This is a genomic window from Streptomyces sp. NBC_00663 (genome assembly GCF_036226885.1).
Lineage (GTDB): Bacteria > Actinomycetota > Actinomycetes > Streptomycetales > Streptomycetaceae > Streptomyces.
Genome location: NZ_CP109027.1, coordinates 2,679,671 through 2,697,077, shown reverse-complemented (window position 1 = coordinate 2,697,077; position 17,407 = coordinate 2,679,671). Strand labels below are relative to the sequence as shown.

General features: G+C 71.1%; 17 protein-coding genes. 13 read left to right on the top strand and 4 right to left on the bottom strand.

Features of this window, described 5'->3' with window-relative positions; all coding sequences use genetic code 11:
* Positions 1–87: 87 nt before the first annotated feature.
* The gene (locus OG866_RS11990) at positions 88–1,095 is read right to left on the bottom strand and encodes a LacI family DNA-binding transcriptional regulator (protein WP_329334090.1); all 1,008 of its coding nucleotides are present in this window, start codon (positions 1,093–1,095) and stop codon (positions 88–90) included.
* Between the two features lie 246 nt (positions 1,096–1,341).
* On the opposite strand from OG866_RS11990, the gene OG866_RS11985 reads away from it, so the two are divergent.
* From OG866_RS11985 to OG866_RS11925, 13 genes are all read left to right on the top strand, one after another.
* Positions 1,342–2,151 (top strand): GH12 family glycosyl hydrolase domain-containing protein, encoded by an 810-nt coding sequence (locus OG866_RS11985; RefSeq protein ID WP_329334089.1) that lies wholly within the window; start codon positions 1,342–1,344, stop codon positions 2,149–2,151.
* A 113-nt stretch (positions 2,152–2,264) separates the two neighbouring features.
* Positions 2,265–4,196: an acyl-CoA dehydrogenase family protein gene (locus OG866_RS11980; protein WP_329334086.1), complete on the top strand. Its 1,932-nt coding sequence runs from the start codon at positions 2,265–2,267 to the stop codon at positions 4,194–4,196.
* Positions 4,197–4,283: 87 nt separating this feature from the next.
* Positions 4,284–5,591 (top strand): 1-deoxy-D-xylulose-5-phosphate reductoisomerase, encoded by a 1,308-nt coding sequence (gene dxr / locus OG866_RS11975; RefSeq protein ID WP_443063519.1) that lies wholly within the window; start codon positions 4,284–4,286, stop codon positions 5,589–5,591.
* 8 nt (positions 5,592–5,599) lie between these two features.
* Positions 5,600–6,892 carry a M50 family metallopeptidase gene (locus OG866_RS11970; protein WP_329344059.1) on the top strand — a complete coding sequence of 431 codons (1,293 nt, stop codon included), beginning with the start codon at positions 5,600–5,602 and terminating at the stop codon, positions 6,890–6,892.
* A 170-nt stretch (positions 6,893–7,062) separates the two neighbouring features.
* A complete protein-coding gene (gene ispG / locus OG866_RS11965; protein ID WP_329334085.1) occupies positions 7,063–8,220 on the top strand; it encodes a flavodoxin-dependent (E)-4-hydroxy-3-methylbut-2-enyl-diphosphate synthase in 1,158 nt (385 codons plus the stop codon).
* A 232-nt stretch (positions 8,221–8,452) separates the two neighbouring features.
* Positions 8,453–9,301 carry a GNAT family N-acetyltransferase gene (locus OG866_RS11960; RefSeq protein ID WP_329334084.1) on the top strand — a complete coding sequence of 283 codons (849 nt, stop codon included), beginning with the start codon at positions 8,453–8,455 and terminating at the stop codon, positions 9,299–9,301.
* 139 nt (positions 9,302–9,440) lie between these two features.
* Positions 9,441–10,010, top strand: coding sequence for a GNAT family N-acetyltransferase (locus OG866_RS11955; RefSeq protein WP_329334083.1), 570 nt, complete (start codon positions 9,441–9,443; stop codon positions 10,008–10,010).
* 250 nt (positions 10,011–10,260) lie between these two features.
* Positions 10,261–11,964 carry a proline--tRNA ligase gene (locus tag OG866_RS11950; protein WP_329334082.1) on the top strand — a complete coding sequence of 568 codons (1,704 nt, stop codon included), beginning with the start codon at positions 10,261–10,263 and terminating at the stop codon, positions 11,962–11,964.
* A 128-nt stretch (positions 11,965–12,092) separates the two neighbouring features.
* Complete coding sequence (locus OG866_RS11945) at positions 12,093–12,419, top strand: hypothetical protein (RefSeq protein WP_329334080.1); 327 nt, start codon at positions 12,093–12,095, stop codon at positions 12,417–12,419.
* A complete protein-coding gene (locus OG866_RS11940) occupies positions 12,419–13,429 on the top strand; it encodes an FAD:protein FMN transferase (RefSeq protein WP_329334078.1) in 1,011 nt (336 codons plus the stop codon). Before OG866_RS11945 ends, OG866_RS11940 begins: the two co-directional genes overlap by 1 nt.
* Positions 13,426–13,962 carry a ferric reductase-like transmembrane domain-containing protein gene (locus OG866_RS11935; protein ID WP_329334076.1) on the top strand — a complete coding sequence of 179 codons (537 nt, stop codon included), beginning with the start codon at positions 13,426–13,428 and terminating at the stop codon, positions 13,960–13,962. Before OG866_RS11940 ends, OG866_RS11935 begins: the two co-directional genes overlap by 4 nt.
* Complete coding sequence (locus OG866_RS11930; protein WP_329334075.1) at positions 13,959–15,140, top strand: NADH-ubiquinone oxidoreductase-F iron-sulfur binding region domain-containing protein; 1,182 nt, start codon at positions 13,959–13,961, stop codon at positions 15,138–15,140. Before OG866_RS11935 ends, OG866_RS11930 begins: the two co-directional genes overlap by 4 nt.
* Position 15,141: 1 nt before the next feature.
* Entirely contained in the window at positions 15,142–15,351 is a 210-nt protein-coding gene (locus OG866_RS11925) for a ferredoxin (protein ID WP_329334073.1), read from the top strand.
* Between the two features lie 80 nt (positions 15,352–15,431).
* Here OG866_RS11925 and OG866_RS11920 read toward each other — a convergent pair whose 3' ends face one another.
* From OG866_RS11920 to OG866_RS11910, 3 genes are read right to left on the bottom strand one after another with little or no spacing between them, the layout of a single operon-like run.
* Entirely contained in the window at positions 15,432–16,331 is a 900-nt protein-coding gene (locus tag OG866_RS11920; RefSeq protein ID WP_329334071.1) for an aminoglycoside phosphotransferase family protein, read from the bottom strand.
* A 27-nt stretch (positions 16,332–16,358) separates the two neighbouring features.
* A complete protein-coding gene (locus tag OG866_RS11915) occupies positions 16,359–16,850 on the bottom strand; it encodes a ferritin-like domain-containing protein (protein WP_329334070.1) in 492 nt (163 codons plus the stop codon).
* Positions 16,847–17,398, bottom strand: coding sequence for a hypothetical protein (locus OG866_RS11910; protein ID WP_329334068.1), 552 nt, complete (start codon positions 17,396–17,398; stop codon positions 16,847–16,849). Before OG866_RS11910 ends, OG866_RS11915 begins: the two co-directional genes overlap by 4 nt.
* Between the last annotated feature and the right edge of the window lie 9 nt (positions 17,399–17,407).

Below are 17,407 nucleotides of genomic sequence, written 5' to 3'. Positions count from 1 at the left end.
TGGGCTCCGATACTCCTGGCGGAGTTGCAGACATGGGGGTGCCCCGGCAGGGGCGGACGCGTCGGCTGTTACGCCGGTGGTGGGCTGTTACGCCGGTACGGGGCCTGTGCTCGCCCGGACCGTCAACTCGGGGGAGATCAGCACGACTTCGTCGCTGCCGCGGCCGTCCAGCTTGGCCACCAGACGCTCCACCGCATGGCGGCCCATCTCCTGTGCGGGGATGGCGACCGAGGTCAGCCGCACCGAGGCCTGAGTGGCCACCTGGTCGGGGCAGACCGCGACGACCGAGACGTCCTCGGGCACCGCGCGGCCCTGCTGGCGCAGCAGGGCGAGCAACGGCTCGACCGCCGACTCGTTCTGCACGACGAACCCCGTGGTGCCGGGGCGCTCGTCGAGGATGCGGGCGAGCGTGACGGCCATCGCGTCGTACCCGCCCTCGCACGGCCGGTGCAGCAGTCGTACGCCCAACTCCTGGGCCCGGGTGCGCAGTCCGTCCAGTGTGCGCTCGGCGAAACCGGTGTGCCGTTCGTAGACCGCGGGGGCCTCGCCGATGACAGCGATGTCGCGGTGGCCGAGCATCGCGAGGTGCTCGACACACAGCGCGCCGGTCGCCCGGAAGTCGAGGTCGACGCAGGTCAGCCCGGAGGTGTCGGCGGGGAGGCCGATGAGCACGGCGGGCTGGTCGGTGCCGCGCAGCAACGGCAGCCGCTCGTCGTCGAGTTCGACGTCCATCAGGATCATCGCGTCGGCGAGCCCGCTGCCGGTGACGCGGCGCACCGCGTCCGGTCCCTCCTCACCCGTGAGCAGCAGGACGTCGTACCCGTGCGTCCGGGCGGTGGTGGCGACCGCGATGGCGATCTCCATCATCACCGGCACGTACATGTCCGTACGCAGCGGCACCATCAGCGCGATGATGTTGGACCTGCTGCTGGCCAGGGCGCGGGCGCCCGCGTTCGGGTGGTAGCCGAGTTCACGGATGCTCTGCTCGACCCGCTGCCGGGTGGTCGTGGAGATGGACCGCTTGCCACTGAGGACATAGCTCACCGTGCTCGCCGACACTCCGGCGTGCTGGGCGACCTCGGCGAGGGTGACCATCCAGCTCTCCAAGCTTTGTGAAGCGCTTCGACAGTGCGCGGGGTGAATAAGGGCGGGTGAGGGTGGTTCGACAGTAGCTTCACCCGGGGTGGGTGTCCATAGGCTGTCGAAGCGCTTCGATAGAGAGTTGGGGACGGGGTGTCACAAGGCCCTCCGGTTCCCATCATGACGGACCGGAGCGACGGCAACCTTTCGAACGGCGGCGGCCACTGAACGGACGTAACAGGACCCCCCGGAAGGACCCCCATGCAGCACCGCCGCCCCCGCTTCTCCAAGAAGGCGAAGACCCTGCTCTCCGGCACGGTCGCGCTCGCCGCAGCCGTCGGCGTCACCGTCGCGCAGGCTGACGAGTCGAGCAAGAAGTGCACGGCGTTCGACACGATCACGCTCGGCAAGTACTACGTGAACAACAACCTCTGGAACGAGGGGAAGTACACCGGATCCCAGTGCGTGTGGTCCAACTCCCAGTCTGGGTCGACCATTTCATGGGGCACGAACTACAGCCTCGCCAACAGCGCCACGGGCCGGGACTACGACGTGAAGTCGTACGCCTCCACCGTGCTCGGCTGGCACTGGGGCTGGAAGACCGACAAGGCCGCGACCCAGCTGCCCGTCCGGGTCGGCGACCGCAAGCCGGTGAGGACCAGCTGGGAGTTCACGGTCAGCGCCGACCCCGGCACCATGAACGTCGCGTACGACCTGTGGCTGCACAACAAGAGCACCGCCGACTGGCAGGACCAGCCCACCGACGAGATCATGATCTGGCTCAACCGTCAGGGCGGCGCCGGACCGCTCGGCACCAAGTACGGCAGCGTCAGCCTCGGCGGCTCCATGTGGGACATCTACCAGGGCGACATCGGCTGGAAGGTGTACTCCTTCGTCCGCCGGACCAACACCACCAAGGCCTCCCTCAACCTGGACGACTTCACCCAGGCACTCGTCCGGCGCAAGCTGCTCAGCAACGACAAGTACGTCTCCGGCATCGAGTCCGGCACCGAGGTGTTCAAGGGCACCGGACGCCTGGACACGAAGTCCTACTCCGTCAACATCGGCTGAACGGGCGCGTCCCAGGGGTGGTGGGGTCGCCCGGGATCGGGTACATACGATCGAGTAGCACCGGTCGGTAACGATAACGGTCCAAGATCCCGATTCGCGGCGAGGTGACCCTCATGTCCGCCCCATCCAGCAAACCCACCGTCTCCGAACGCGAGGCCCGCGAGGTCGCGGAGGCGGCCCGGGAACAGGAATGGCGCAAGCCCAGCTTCGCCAAGGAACTGTTCCTGGGCCGCTTCCGGCTCGACCTGGTCCATCCGCACCCCATGCCCTCCACGGAGGCCGCCCAGCGCGGCGAGGAGTTCCTCGCCAAACTCCGCGACTTCTGCGAGACCAAGGTGGACGGCGCCCTCATCGAGCGCGAGGCCCGCATCCCCGACGAGGTGATCAACGGCCTCAAGGAACTCGGCGCGCTCGGCATGAAGATCGACACCAAGTACGGCGGGCTGGGCCTCACCCAGGTGTACTACAACAAGGCGCTGGCGCTGGCAGGCTCCGCCTCCCCGGCGATCGGCGTGCTGCTCTCCGCCCATCAGTCGATCGGCGTACCCCAGCCGCTGAAGCTGTTCGGCACGGCCGAGCAGAAGGAGGCGTTCCTGCCCCGGTGCGCCCGCACCGACATCAGTGCCTTCCTCCTCACCGAGCCGGACGTCGGCTCCGACCCGGCCCGGCTGGCCACGTCCGCCGTACCGGACGGCGACGACTACGTCCTCGACGGAGTGAAGCTGTGGACGACCAACGGCGTGGTCGCCGACCTCCTCGTCGTCATGGCCCGGGTGCCGAAGTCCGAGGACCACAGAGGCGGCATCACCGCGTTCGTCGTCGAGACCAACTCGCCCGGTATCACCGTCGAGAACCGCAACGCCTTCATGGGCCTGCGCGGCATCGAGAACGGCGTCACCCGCTTCCACCAGGTCCGCGTCCCCGCGGCCAACCGCATCGGCCCCGAGGGCGCGGGGTTGAAGATCGCGCTCACCACCCTCAACACCGGCCGGCTCTCCCTCCCCGCCTCCTGTGTGGCGGCCGGCAAGTGGTGCCTGAAGATCGCCCGTGAGTGGTCGGCGGCCCGCGAGCAGTGGGGCAAGCCCCTCGCTCACCACGAAGCCGTCGGCTCGAAGATCAGCTTCATCGCGGCCACCACCTTCGCCCTGGAGGCGGTCACCGACCTCGCCAGCCAGATGGCCGACGAGGACCGCAACGACATCCGCATCGAGGGCGCCCTGGCCAAGCTGTTCGCCTCGGAACAGGCGTGGCTGATGGCCGACGAACTCGTCCAGATCCGCGGCGGCCGAGGCTTCGAGACGGCCGCGTCCCTGGCCGCCCGCGGCGAACGCGCGGTCCCGGCGGAACAAGTCCTCCGCGACCTCCGCATCAACCGCATCTTCGAGGGCTCGACCGAGATCATGCACCTGCTGATCGCCCGCGAGGCGGTCGACGCCCACCTCTCGGTCGCCGGCGACCTGATCGACCCGGAGAAGTCCCTCACCGACAAGGCCAAGGCCGGTGCCAACGCGGGCGTGTTTTACGCCAAGTGGCTCCCGAAGCTGGTCGCGGGCCAGGGGCAGCTCCCCTACTCCTACGGCGAGTTCAAGCGAGAGGTCGACCTCTCCCACCACCTCCGCTACGTCGAACGCACGGCCCGCAAACTCGCCCGCTCCACCTTCTACGCCATGTCCCGCTGGCAGGGCCGCATGGAGACCAAGCAGGGCTTCCTCGGCCGGATCGTCGACATCGGCGCGGAACTGTTCGCGATGAGCGCCGTCTGCGTCCGGGCCGAACTCCTGCGCACCACCGAGGACCACGGCCGCGAGGCCTACCAACTCGCGGACACCTTCTGCCACCAGTCCCGCATCCGGATCGAGGAACTCTTCGGCCGCCTGTGGACCAACACCGACGACCTGGACCGCAAGGTCGTCAAGGGCGTCATGTCCGGCACCTACGTATGGCTGGAGGACGGCATCGTCGACCCCTCGGGCGAGGGCCCCTGGATCGCCGACGCCACACCGGGCCCCAGCGAGAAGGAGAACGTCCACCGCCCGATCAGCTGACCGGCCCATGACAGCGCGTCCCCCGGGGGAACCCCCTTCGGGGGACGCGCTGTCCGCACACACCGTCCTTACGGCAACAATGGGGGGATGAGTGACAGTCCAGCCCCTCGAGGGCGCGGGCCGGAAGCCCCGTCTGCCCCGCGACGCCATGCACGCGTCCTCGCCGACCCCCACCTTGTCTACGACCCCGTGGCGGGTGACGGTCCCAAGGACGTGGTGATCCTCGGTTCCACCGGCTCGATCGGCACGCAGGCCATCGATCTCGTGCTGCGCAACCCGGACCGCTTCCGGGTCACCGCGCTGTCCGCCAACGGCGGCCGGGTCTCCCTGCTCGCCGAGCAGGCCCACCGGCTCCGGGTGCGGACCGTCGCGGTCGCCCGCGAGGACGTCGTACCGGCGCTGCGGGAGTCCCTCCAGGCCCGGTACGGCACCGGCGAACCGCTACCCGAGATCCTGGCCGGCCCCGACGCGGCCACCCAGGTCGCCGCCTCCGACTGCCACACCGTCCTCAACGGCATCACCGGCTCGATCGGCCTCGCCCCGACCCTCGCCGCCCTGGAGGCGGGCCGCACCCTCGCGCTCGCCAACAAGGAGTCGCTCATCGTCGGCGGCCCGCTGGTCAAGGCGCTCGCCGAGCCCGGGCAGATCATCCCGGTCGACTCCGAGCACGCGGCGCTGTTCCAGGCGCTGGCGTCCGGGACGCGGGCCGACGTGCGGAAACTGGTCGTCACGGCGTCCGGCGGCCCGTTCCGCGGCCGTACCAAGGAAGAACTGGCGCACGTCAGCGTCGAGGACGCCCTCGCCCACCCCACCTGGGCCATGGGGCCGGTCATCACCATCAACTCCGCGACCCTCGTCAACAAGGGCCTGGAAGTCATCGAGGCACACCTCCTCTACGACATTCCCTTCGACCGCATTGAGGTCGTCGTGCATCCCCAGTCGTATGTCCACTCGATGGTTGAGTTCACGGACGGATCGACAATCGCCCAGGCGACGCCCCCTGACATGCGCGGGCCCATCGCCATCGGCCTCGGCTGGCCCGAGCGCGTCCCCGACGCGGCCCCCGCCTTCGACTGGAGCAAGGCGTCGACGTGGGAGTTCTTCCCGCTCGACAACGACGCGTTTCCTTCGGTCAACCTTGCGAGGCACGTGGGGGAGCTCGCGGGCACGGCCCCGGCGGTGTTCAATGCCGCCAACGAGGAGTGCGTGGAGGCGTTTAGGGTCGGCGCACTGCCCTTCAACGGGATCATGGAGACCGTGACACGCGTCGTGCAGGAACACGGCACGCCGGCCACGGGAACCTCACTCACCGTGTCGGACGTCCTCGAAGCGGAGACCTGGGCCCGCACCCGGGCCCGGGAACTGGCGGCACAGACGGCGGAGGCCCGTGCATGACGACCCTGATGTTCATCCTCGGCATAGCGGTCTTCGCGCTCGGACTCCTCGTCTCGATCGCGTGGCACGAGCTCGGCCACCTCTCCACGGCCAAGCTCTTCGGCATCCGCGTGCCCCAGTACATGGTCGGCTTCGGCCCGACCATCTACTCGAGGAAGAAGGGCGACACCGAGTACGGGTTCAAGGCCATCCCGTTCGGCGGCTACATCCGCATGATCGGCATGTTCCCGCCCGGCCCGGACGGCCGCCTGGAAGCCCGCTCCACCTCACCGTGGCGCGGCATGATCGAGGACGCCCGCTCGGCCGCCTTCGAGGAGCTCCAGCCCGGCGACGAGGACCGCCTCTTCTACACGCGCAAGCCGTGGAAGCGGGTCATCGTGATGTTCGCGGGCCCGTTCATGAACCTGATCCTCGCGATCGGCCTGTTCCTGACGGTCCTGATGGGCTTCGGCATCCAGCAGCAGACCACCGACGTCGCCTCGGTCTCCCCGTGCGTGATCTCCCAGAGCGAGAACCGCGACACCTGCAAGAAGACCGACAAGGCGTCCCCCGCCGCGGCGGCCGGCATGAAGAAGGGCGACAAGATCGTCTCCTTCGCCGGGGTGAAGACGGACGACTGGAACACGCTCTCCGACCTCATCCGCGACAGCGCCGGCAAGACGGTCCCGATCGTCGTCGACCGCGACGGCAAGCAGGTCTCCCTCCAGGCGAAGATCGCCACCAACCTCGTGGCGAAGAAGGACTCCAGCGGGGCCTACGTCCAGGGCGAGTACGTCAAGGCCGGCTTCCTCGGCTTCAGCGCCGCCACCGGCGTCGTCAAACAGGACTTCGGCGAGTCGGTGACCTGGATGACGGACCGCGTCGGCGACGCGATCGACTCCCTCGCCGCCCTGCCCTCCAAGATCCCGGCCCTGTGGGACGCGGCCTTCGGCGACGGCCCCCGCGAACCCGACTCCCCGATGGGCGTGGTCGGCGCGGCCAGGGTCGGCGGCGAGATCGCCACCCTCGACATCCCCGCGTCGCAGCAGCTGGCGATGTTCGTGATGCTGCTGGCCGGCTTCAACCTCTCCCTGTTCCTCTTCAACATGCTCCCGCTGCTGCCGCTGGACGGCGGCCACATCGCGGGCGCCCTGTGGGAGGCCCTGCGCCGCAACCTGGCCAGGCTCTTCCGCCGCCCCGACCCGGGCCCGTTCGACGTGGCGAAGCTGATGCCGGTCGCCTACGTCGTGGCGGGAATCTTTGTCTGCTTCACGATCCTGGTCCTGATCGCGGACGTGGTTAACCCGGTGAGAATCTCCTAGCCACACGGCGTTGGTCACGGCCCGGCACGCTCTGTGCCGGGCCGTCATCGTTCGGGTGGGTCCGCGGGACGGATGTGCCCGAGCCTGGGCCCGTGCCGTAATCTCGAAGCCTGGAGCCCACTGTTCCGTTGGCGCCGGACCTTGATCCACGACTTGGGGTTGCACAGCAGATGACTGCGATTTCTCTCGGCATGCCGTCCGTTCCGACCAGGGTTGCCGAGCGCCGCCAGAGCCGGCAGATCCAGGTCGGCACCGTCGCGGTCGGCGGCGACGCCCCGGTCTCCGTCCAGTCGATGACCACGACCCGTACGTCCGACATCGGCGCGACCCTCCAGCAGATCGCCGAGCTGACGGCGTCCGGCTGCCAGATCGTGCGCGTGGCGTGCCCGACCCAGGACGACGCGGACGCCCTGTCGACGATCGCCAAGAAGTCCCAGATCCCCGTCATCGCGGACATCCACTTCCAGCCGAAGTACGTCTTCGCCGCCATCGAGGCCGGCTGCGCCGCGGTCCGCGTGAACCCCGGCAACATCAAGCAGTTCGACGACAAGGTCAAGGAGATCGCGAAGGCCGCGCGCGACCACGGCACCCCGATCCGCATCGGCGTCAACGCGGGCTCTCTCGACCGCCGCCTGCTCCAGAAGTACGGCAAGGCGACCCCCGAAGCCCTCGTCGAGTCCGCCCTCTGGGAGGCGTCGCTCTTCGAGGAGCACGACTTCCGGGACATCAAGATCTCGGTCAAGCACAACGACCCGGTCGTCATGATCGAGGCGTACAAGCAGCTCGCCGCCCAGTGCGACTACCCCCTCCACCTCGGCGTCACCGAGGCGGGCCCGGCGTTCCAGGGCACGATCAAGAGCGCGGTGGCCTTCGGCGCCCTCCTCTCCCAGGGCATCGGCGACACGATCCGCGTGTCGCTGAGCGCGCCCCCCGTGGAGGAGGTCAAGGTCGGCAACCAGATCCTGGAGTCCCTCAACCTCAAGCAGCGCGGCCTGGAGATCGTCTCCTGCCCGTCCTGCGGCCGCGCCCAGGTCGACGTCTACAAGCTGGCCGAAGAGGTCACGGCCGGCCTCACCGGCATGGAGGTCCCCCTCCGCGTCGCCGTCATGGGCTGCGTGGTGAACGGCCCCGGCGAGGCCCGCGAGGCAGACCTCGGCGTCGCCTCCGGCAACGGCAAGGGCCAGATCTTCGTCAAGGGCGAGGTCATCAAGACGGTCCCCGAGTCCAAGATCGTCGAGACCCTCATCGAGGAGGCCATGAAGCTGGCCGAACAGATGGAGGCGGACGGCGTGGCCTCGGGCGAGCCGTCGGTGGCAGTGGCGGGCTGAGGTCTTTGCCCCTTGAGGAGGCCGCGGGCCGCCCTCAAGGGGCGCGGGGAACCGCGCGACAAGCCCCCACGCACCCGCAGTCGCGAACGAGCGATGGCCACCCGAGCTCATAGGCGAGGGCACCGAAACGCCAGGCGCCTCATCACAAGCGGCCTCAACACAGGGCGACGCTGCTCAGCTTCCGCAGGTACAGTGCGGAGATCAGCGCAGTCCCCAGTGTGAGGCCCCGCCCGTGTTGACCCAGACGACCTCCCGGGTCCTCGAACCGAGCGACCTGGACGCCGCGCTCGCCGTCCTCGACCGCGAGCCGGTCGTGAACGCCTTCGTGACGTCCCGCGTAAAGGTCGCCGGCCTCGACCCCTGGCGGCTCGGCGGCGAGATGTGGGGCTGGTACGAGGACGGCCTGCTGACCTCCCTCTGCTACGCCGGCGCCAACCTCGTCCCCATCTGCGCCACCCCGAGAGCCGTGCGCGCCTTCGCCGACCGGGCCCGCCGGGCGGGTCGGCGCTGCTCCTCCATCGTCGGCCCCGTCGAAGCCACCTCGGAGCTGTGGCGTCTCCTCGAACCCAGCTGGGGCCCCGCCCGCGAGATCCGCTCCCATCAGCCCCTGATGGTCACCGACCGGCTGTCCACCGACATCGCCCCGGATCCCTACGTCCGCCGCATCCGCAAGGACGAGATGGAGACGATCATGCCGGCGTGCGTGGCGATGTTCACCGAGGAGGTGGGCGTCTCCCCGCTGGCCGGCGACGGTGGCCTCCTCTACCAGGCCCGGGTCGCCGAACTCGTGGGCGCCGGCCGCTCGTTCGCCCGCCTCGACGCGGACGGCAAGGTCGTCTTCAAGGCGGAGATCGGCGCCGCGACCGACCGCGCCTGCCAGATCCAGGGAGTCTGGGTGGCCCCCGAGTACCGCGGCCAGGGCTACGCGGCCCCCGGCATGTCGGCGGTCCTGCGCTACGCCCTCGCGGACGTCGCCCCCGTGGTCAGCCTCTACGTCAACGACTTCAACACGGCGGCGCGGCGCACGTACCGACGCGTGGGCTTCGAAGAGGTCGGCGCGTTCATGAGCGTCCTGTTCTGAAGGTCTTGAGGTCCGCACGCCCTTCAGGGCAGCGCCCTCAGGGGCGCGGGGAACTGCGCGATCAGCCCCCACAACCCGCAGCCGTAGGACAGCCGCCGGACCCCGCGTCATCCAGCGAAGCGCCCTGTACGCTCCCCACATGCGATTCCCCGGTCACGGACACCGCCGCCACCCCGACGACGACCTCCTGATCGGCCCCCTGGACCTCTCCGCCCGCGTCGACGAGGCCCTCGCCGTCCAGGCCATCGCCTTCGGACTCGGCGCGGACGAGGTCGCCGTACGCCGCCAGATCGTCCTGCGCCATATGACGTACCCCGGCGCGAGGGCGCTCGGCGCCACCGTCGCGGACCGTCTCGTCGGCTTCGTCTACGGCATGCCCAACGACCGCGCCCACTGGTGGTCCACGGTCGTGGAACCGTACCTCCGCGCCCAGGGACACGAGGCCTGGCTGGACGACTCCTTCGTGATCACGGAGCTGCACGTCCACCCGCACTACCAGAACCGCGGAGTCGGCCGCTCCCTGATCACCACGATCACCGACGGCGCCACCGAACCCCGCTCGATCCTCTCCGCGATCGACACGGACAGCCCGGCCCGCGGCCTCTACCACTCCCTCGGCTACCAGGACCTGGCCCGCCAGGTCCTCTTCCCGAGCGCCCCGAAGCCGTACGCCGTGATGGGCGCCCCCCTGCCGTTGCGCCACCGTTAACCGATTTCCGCCACAACCGGCCGCCCGGCTAACCTCCCTGGGGGTGCCTGACGCATTCCCGCCTGCCTGGCGGCGTCTGGCACGCGCGCTCGCCGCGTTGCCGAAACGCCCACGTGGCTCCGCCACGCGGGCGCTCCGGCGCCTTGCGATCGCACGCACCAGACGCCGCCAGGCCCGCCCTGCGGGCGGACGACGGGAATGCGTCAGGCACCCCCAGCCACCACCCTTTCCCGGCAGGAGTACGAGAACCATGGCCAACGCACCGGTCCAGCGCATGTCCCAGTTGATGGCGAAGACGCTGCGCGACGACCCGGCGGACGCCGAGGTCCTCAGCCACAAGCTCCTCGTCCGCGCCGGCTACGTCCGTCGCACCGCGGCCGGCATCTGGTCCTGGCTGCCCCTCGGCAAGAAGGTGCTGGCCAACGTCGAGCGCATCGTCCGTGAGGAGATGGACGCGATCGGCGCCCAGGAGGTGCTGCTCCCCGCCATCCTGCCGCGCGAGCCCTACGAGGCGACGGGCCGCTGGCAGGAGTACGGCCCCGAGTTGTTCCGCCTCCAGGACCGCAAGGGCGGCGACTACCTCCTCGGCCCGACCCACGAGGAGATCTTCACCCTGCTGGTGAAGGACCAGGCGTCCTCCTACAAGGATCTGCCGGTCATCCTCTACCAGATCCAGAACAAGTACCGCGACGAGGCCCGCCCCCGCGCCGGCGTCCTGCGCGGCCGCGAGTTCCTGATGAAGGACTCCTACTCCTTCGACACCGAGGACGAGGGCCTGGCCCAGTCCTACGCCCTGCACCGCGAGGCCTACCAGCGCGTCTTCGAGCGCCTCGGCCTCGACTACCGCATCTGCGCCGCGACCGCGGGCGCGATGGGCGGCTCGAAGTCCGAGGAGTTCCTCGCCCCGGCCGGCGCCGGCGAGGACACCTTCGCCGACTGCCCCAACTGCGACTTCGCGGCCAACACCGAGGCGATCACGTACGAGCTGAAGGAGCGGGACGCCTCCGCCGTCCCCGCCGCCGAGGACATCCCCACCCCCGACACCCCCACCATCGAGACCCTCGCCGCCTCCCTCGGCGTCCAGGCCTCCGACACCCTCAAGAACCTCCTCGTGAAGGTCGACGGCGAGATCGTCGCCGTCGGCGTCCCGGGCGACCGTGAGGTCGACATGGACAAGGTCGAGGCGCACTTCGCCCCGGCCGTCGTCGAGATGGTCACCGAGGCGGACTTCGCGGGCCGCCCGGACCTGGTCCGCGGCTATGTCGGCCCGCAGGGCCTGGGGGAGAAGGTCAAGTACATCGCCGACCCGCGCGTGGCCCCCGGCACCGCCTGGATCACCGGCGCCAACAAGCCCGACACGCACGCCAAGAACGTCGTCGCGGGCCGTGACTTCGAGGTCGGCGAGTACGTCGACGTCGTGGTCGTGCAGGAGGGCGACCCGTGCCCGAACTGCGGCACCGGCCTCAAGCTGGACCGCGCCATCGAGATCGGCCACATCTTCCAGCTGGGCCGCAAGTACGCCGACGCCCTCAAGCTCGACGTCCTCGGCCAGCACGGCAAGCCGGTCCGCGTGACCATGGGCTCCTACGGCATCGGCGTCTCCCGCGCCGTCGCCGCCCTCGCCGAGCAGACCGCCGACGAGCAGGGCCTGTGCTGGCCGGCCGAGGTCGCCCCGGCCGACGTCCATGTGGTCGCCGCGGGCAAGGCCCTCCAGACCGAGCTGGCCCTGGAGGTCTCCGAGAAGCTGCGCGCCGCGGGTCTGCGCGTCCTGGTCGACGACCGCGCCGGCGTCTCCCCGGGCGTGAAGTTCACGGACGCCGAGCTCATCGGCGTACCGAAGATCCTCGTCGCGGGCCGCCGCTCGGCCGAGGGCGTCCTGGAGCTGAAGGACCGCAAGACCGGTGAGCGCGAGGAGCTGACGGTGGACGAGGCGATCGCCCGCCTCAGCGCGTAACCCGCGTAACCCGCGTAAAGAAACTCCTCAGAAACGTCTCTGGGACCCTAAAGGGGACTCACAGACTTCTCTCAGGCCGTTCCCCGACCGTAGGACGTGACAGAACGTCACTACGGAGGGGAACGGTCATGAGAACCACGGAACGAGGTGCCGCCGCCGCGGTCCGCAGGGGCGCCCGGCGGACGGCCTCCCTCGCCGCCGCCGTCACGCTCGCCGCGGCGGCCGGGGTCTTCGCCCTGGTCGGCACGATGCAGGCGGACGCGAACACCACGGCGAGCAGCGGCACGAACTCCAGCTCCAGCTCCAGCAGCTCCAGCAGTTCCGCGGACTCGTCCACCTCGTCGTCGGACACCTCGGCCAACTCCTCTACGGACAACGGGACTTCCTCCTCCTCGTCCTCCTCCGGCCTCACCTCCGGCAGCGGCTCCGCCGACTCCACCTCGGGGGCGTCGTGATGGCCGTCTCCCTCAAGCACCGCCCCACGCAACGCACCACGGCCGCCGCCGACTGGCGTGCCCTCGGCACCGGTGTCCGCCTCGTCGTCACCGACCCGGCCCTGCTGGACTCCTGCAACCTGCTCCTCGCCCGCCACCTCGCCGAGGTCGACGCGGCCTGCTCCCGCTTCCGCCAGGACTCGGAACTCGCCGCCCTCGACACCACGGCGGGCCGCCCCGTCCAGGTCAGCCCGCTTCTCGCGGAGGCCCTGTCGGTCGCCCTGCACGCGGCCGAGGCGACCGACGGCGCCGTGGACCCGACGGTCGGCTCGGCGATGGACGCCCTCGGCTACGACCGCGACTTCACCCTCGTCCAGGAGGACGACCGCCCGGTCCGCCTCACCGTCCAGCGCACCCCGGGCTGGCGCACCGTCCACCTCGACCGCGCGACCGGCACGGTCACCGTGCCGCCCGGCGTCCGCCTCGACCTGGGCGCCACGGCCAAGGCGTGGGCCGCCGACCGGGCCGCGACCCTGCTGGCCGAAGCGGCGGGCTGCGGTGTCCTCGTGGCCCTCGGCGGCGACACGGCCGTGGCGGGCGAACCCCCGGCGGGCGGCTGGCAGATCCGCGTCCAGGACATCACGGGCCCGGTCGACGAGACGCCCGCCCACGGCTCGTACGACTGTGTGGGCCTGCACGGCGGCGGCCTCGCCACCTCCGGCACCTCCGCCCGCCGCTGGCGCCGCGGCGACCAGAACCTCCACCACATAGTCGACCCCCGCACCGGCCTCCCGGTCCGCACCCCGTGGCGCACGGTCTCCGTGGCAGCAGGCAGCTGCGCCGAAGCGAACGCGGCGAGCACAGCCGCGTTGGTGAAGGGCGCGGGGGCGGAGCGCTGGCTGACGAGGATGGCCCTACCGGCCCGCCTGGTAAGCCAAGAGGGCCTGGTCATCACAACCCCGGGCTGGCCGACGAACCCAAGGGGCGCGGGGAACTGCGCGACCAGCTCCCACCGGCCGGCAGCCGCATGACCTCCGAAACCCTCTGGTACGCCAACCGAGCCACAGGTGCCGTCTGCCTCATCCTCTTCACCGTCGTCGTCCTGCTCGGCATAGCCGTCCGACTACGCACCCGCCTCCCCGGCCTCCCCCGCTTCGGCACCATCCGTCTCCACCGCACCCTCTCCCTCTCGGCCACCGCCTTCCTGGCCCTGCACATCACCACGGCGATCGTCGACAGCTACGTCAACATCACGTTCGTGGACGTCCTGGTCCCCTTCGTCTCCGACTACCAACCGCTGTGGCTGGGCCTGGGCACCGTCGCCTTCGACCTCATGCTGGCGGTCGTCCTCACCAGCCTCCTCCGCCACCGCATGGGCCACCGCGCCTGGCGCGCCACGCACTGGCTGGCGTACGCCTCCTGGCCGTTCGCCCTGATCCACGGCGCAGGAATCGGCACGGACACCGGCACCGACTGGATGACATGGCTGACGATCGTCTGCGCAGCCACGGTCCTGGCCGCCGCAGGCACCCGCATCCGCACTCGTGAAGGAGCCCATCCGTGACCGCGACCTTCCCCGACCTCCACATGTCCCCGCGCCTGCTGGCCCCCGGCGGCGCCCCGGCGGACCTGCGGACGCACGAGGACCGCTACGGCCCCCTCCCGCCGGCCGCCGCGGACGACCTCCTCCGTCTGGTCGCCGCATCGGGCCTCACCGGCCGGGGCGGCGCCGCTTTCCCCGTCCACCGCAAGCTCCTCTCGGTCGCCACCGCAGGCCGCCGCACCGGACGTACCCCGGTCGTCATCGCCAACGGCGCCGAGGGCGAACCCGCCAGCCGCAAGGACAAGACCCTGCTGCGCCGGTCGCCCCACCTCGTCCTGGACGGCATCCAGGTGGCCGCCGCGGCGACGGGCGCGCGGGAGGCCCACCTCGCCGTCGAGGAAGGCGCCGGCGACCTCGAATCGGCCCTGACCCACCGCCGCGACCCCGTCCCCGTCAAGGTCGTACGCCTCCCCAAGCGCTTCCTCTCCGGCCAGTCCTCGGCGCTCGCCCGGTACGTCGGCGGGGGCGCCGCGCTCCCGACGTACACGAACCGCCCGATCCGCGAACAGGGCGTCCACCGTGCCCCGACCCTCGTCCAGAACGTGGAGACCCTCGCCCACCTGGCCCTGATCGCCCGCTTCGGCGCCGACTGGTTCCGCACGGCGGGCACCGCGGCCCAGCCCGGCAGCGCGCTCTGCACGATCCACCCCCCGGGAGGCGAACCCCATGTGGCGGAAGCCCCGTTCGGCACCCCCTTGCACCGGCTCCTGCCCTTGAACGGCATCTCAGCGGTGCTGCTCGGCGGCTATCACGGCACCTGGATCCCGGCGACGGAAGCGGTGTCCCGGACGCTGGACGCGACGACCATGGGCGCCGGCATCCTGATCGGACTCCCGGCCGACCGCTGCGGCTTGCGGGAGACGGCCGGAATCCTGCGCTACCTCGCGGCGCAGTCGGCCGGCCAGTGCGGCCCCTGCCGCAACGGCCTGCCCCGCATCTCGGCCGCCTTCACGGCCCTCGCCACCCCGGGCCCCCAGGGCACCACCCGCACCGACCTCGCGCGTTGGGCGGGCCTGGCCGAGGGCCGAGGTGCCTGCCATCACCCCGACGGGACCGTCCGCCTGGCCCGCAGTGCCCTGACGACCTTCGCCCTCGAACTCGACGCCCACGCAAGGGGCTTCTGCACGGAGGACCACTGACATGGACCAGCACATCGAGGTCGACTGGACGAGTTGCAAGGCGCACGGCCTGTGCGCGGAACTCCTGCCGGAACACATCACCTTGGACGAGTGGGGCTACCCCCTGGTGGACGACAAACCACTCCCCACCCGCACCCTCAAACGGGCCCGCAGAGCAGCCACAGACTGCCCGGCGCTGGCTCTGAAACTAAGGGCTGCCCGGCGTCCCTAGGGGCGCGGGGCCGTATCGATGTGCGGCTCCGCCGCGCGGGCGCGACGAGCCCCCACCCACCCGCACCAGGCCCACAACCCCTAAAGCCACCCAGCGAATTCCAGCAACAACTCAGCATCCCGAGCCCGCCCGACCCGCCGCGCCCGCACCCCGGACTCCACCGCCCGGAACAGCGTCCACCTCCGCAACCGCTCCTGATCCACATCCAACGACTCCGCGAGCCGCTTGACCCGCCGCCGGGTGATCGAAGCCCCCGACGGCGAGGCGATCAGATCCTCCACCCGATCCCGCACCAACCGCGCGAGATCGAACGCGCACTCACCCACCACCGGATCCGGTCCCACCGCCAGCCACGGCATCCGCTCCCCGGCCAGCACCTTGCTCTGCCGAAACGTCCCGTGCAGCAACCGCTCCTCAGGCGGCGAGGCCAGCAACTCCGCACGAGCGGCAAGAGCCGCGTCGACCAGCGGACCGACCTCGGCCAAGCCCGACGCGGTCGCCCGCATCGCCTCCGCCTGCCGCCCCGTCCGCTCGGCCACCGTCTCGAACGCGTGCCCGGCAGGCGGTTCGACCCAGAGCCGCCGCAGGGTACCGGCCGCCTCCAGCAACGCCTTCGCCTCGGGCAACGAGCGCACCGACACATCGGGATGCAACCGCTCCAGCAGCAGCACGCCCTCCCCCGCGAAGGGCTCCAGCAGCTGTACGGCACCCAGCCCGTCCCAGTGCGCCAGCGCCGTCCGCTCCGCCTCCGGCCGGAACCGCGGCGGGGCCAGCTTCAGCACGGCGGGCGTGCCGTCGGCGCGCCGGACCAGGACCACCAGGCTGCTGCGACCGCCCGGCACCTGCACCCGCTCCACGCTCAACTCGCGTAGCGCGACGGCCTGTTGAGCCGCCTCGGGCAGCTTCTCCAACCAGTCGTCACCGTCAGGTGCCGTCTCACCGAGCGCCCTCACCAGACGCTGCGGCGGTTCGAAAGCCATACCCGAGTTCTTCCCTTCCCGTACGCGTTACGCCGTAGGAGTCGGCGCGGCCGTGGTCGTGGCTGAAGCCGAGGCCGTGACCGTCGCCGCCCGCTCGGCGAGACCAGGGAAGGCTACGCTCTCCCCGCGCCAGCGCACCGCCCGCACCGCCGCCTCCCGCAGCGCCTCCGTGGCCAGCATGCGCCGCTCGCCCACGGCTGCCCGCACAAGGTCGGAATACACCCCGGCGACCCGGTCCTCCAGTTCGGCGGCCAGCCGTACGGCCGCCTCCGAGTCCGGCACCGGGAACGGCAGCGCGTACCCGGCCGCCGCCGCGACCGGCGTCCCGCCCAGGTCCCGCACCTCCCGCACCAGCACGTCACGCCGGGCGCGATGGGCGTCGTAGGCGGACCGGGCCTCGGTGCGCCGGCCCTCGCGGATCCGGCCGCCGACGACGCCGTAGCCGTACACGGCGGCGTGCTCGGCCGCCAGGGCCGCCTGGAGCGCGGTCAGTGCCCGCTTCTTGGTCTCGTCGCTCACTTGGCCCCCTCCGTCAGCAGATACGCGTGCGCCGCCCCGGCCGCGGCCACCGAGGCCAGCAGCCGGGCCAGCTCGCCCGGCATGTCGCCCAGCGCCTTCGCCCGCGCGTCCGCGAGCACCCGCTCCGCGGTGGCGAGCTCGACCAGGGCGTCCTTCTCGTTCACCGGCACGGCGACGGCCGGCGACGGCGCCGCCGAACCGCTCGCCGACGCGGACACCGTGGGAGACGCTGCCGCGCCCGCCGTCCCGGTTCCGCCGAACGCCTCCACATGCCGTACGGCCTCCGCCCGCAGCGGTGCCAGGCGGTCCGTGAGCGTCGGATGGGCGGCGAGGACGGCGTCGTACCGCTCGACGATCCCCCTGCTGTCCCGCGCCGCACGCGTGCGTGCCCGCTCGGCGACCGAGGGGCTGCCTCCGGTGCTCTCCTCGGAGTCGGAGTCACCGGATCCGGAGGAGCAGCCCACCAGCAGGGCGGCTCCGGCGGCCGAGGCGAGGAGGGTTCTTCTGCGCGGCCCCGAGGGGGTGCGCGGCGGCGGGGGGTACGGCACGGCAGACGT

Bases quoted from the DNA above. Each gene is read 5' to 3' on its own strand.
- OG866_RS11990 (WP_329334090.1), bottom strand. From the start codon at position 1,095: ATGGTCACCCTCGCCGAGGTCGCCCAGCACGCCGGAGTGTCGGCGAGC.
- OG866_RS11985 (WP_329334089.1), top strand. From the start codon at position 1,342: ATGCAGCACCGCCGCCCCCGCTTCTCCAAGAAGGCGAAGACCCTGCTC.
- OG866_RS11980 (WP_329334086.1), top strand. From the start codon at position 2,265: ATGTCCGCCCCATCCAGCAAACCCACCGTCTCCGAACGCGAGGCCCGC.
- dxr (WP_443063519.1), top strand. From the start codon at position 4,284: ATGAGTGACAGTCCAGCCCCTCGAGGGCGCGGGCCGGAAGCCCCGTCT.
- OG866_RS11970 (WP_329344059.1), top strand. From the start codon at position 5,600: ATGTTCATCCTCGGCATAGCGGTCTTCGCGCTCGGACTCCTCGTCTCG.
- ispG (WP_329334085.1), top strand. From the start codon at position 7,063: ATGACTGCGATTTCTCTCGGCATGCCGTCCGTTCCGACCAGGGTTGCC.
- OG866_RS11955 (WP_329334083.1), top strand. From the start codon at position 9,441: ATGCGATTCCCCGGTCACGGACACCGCCGCCACCCCGACGACGACCTC.
- OG866_RS11950 (WP_329334082.1), top strand. From the start codon at position 10,261: ATGGCCAACGCACCGGTCCAGCGCATGTCCCAGTTGATGGCGAAGACG.
- OG866_RS11945 (WP_329334080.1), top strand. From the start codon at position 12,093: ATGAGAACCACGGAACGAGGTGCCGCCGCCGCGGTCCGCAGGGGCGCC.
- OG866_RS11940 (WP_329334078.1), top strand. From the start codon at position 12,419: ATGGCCGTCTCCCTCAAGCACCGCCCCACGCAACGCACCACGGCCGCC.
- OG866_RS11935 (WP_329334076.1), top strand. From the start codon at position 13,426: ATGACCTCCGAAACCCTCTGGTACGCCAACCGAGCCACAGGTGCCGTC.
- OG866_RS11925 (WP_329334073.1), top strand. From the start codon at position 15,142: ATGGACCAGCACATCGAGGTCGACTGGACGAGTTGCAAGGCGCACGGC.
- OG866_RS11920 (WP_329334071.1), bottom strand. From the start codon at position 16,331: ATGGCTTTCGAACCGCCGCAGCGTCTGGTGAGGGCGCTCGGTGAGACG.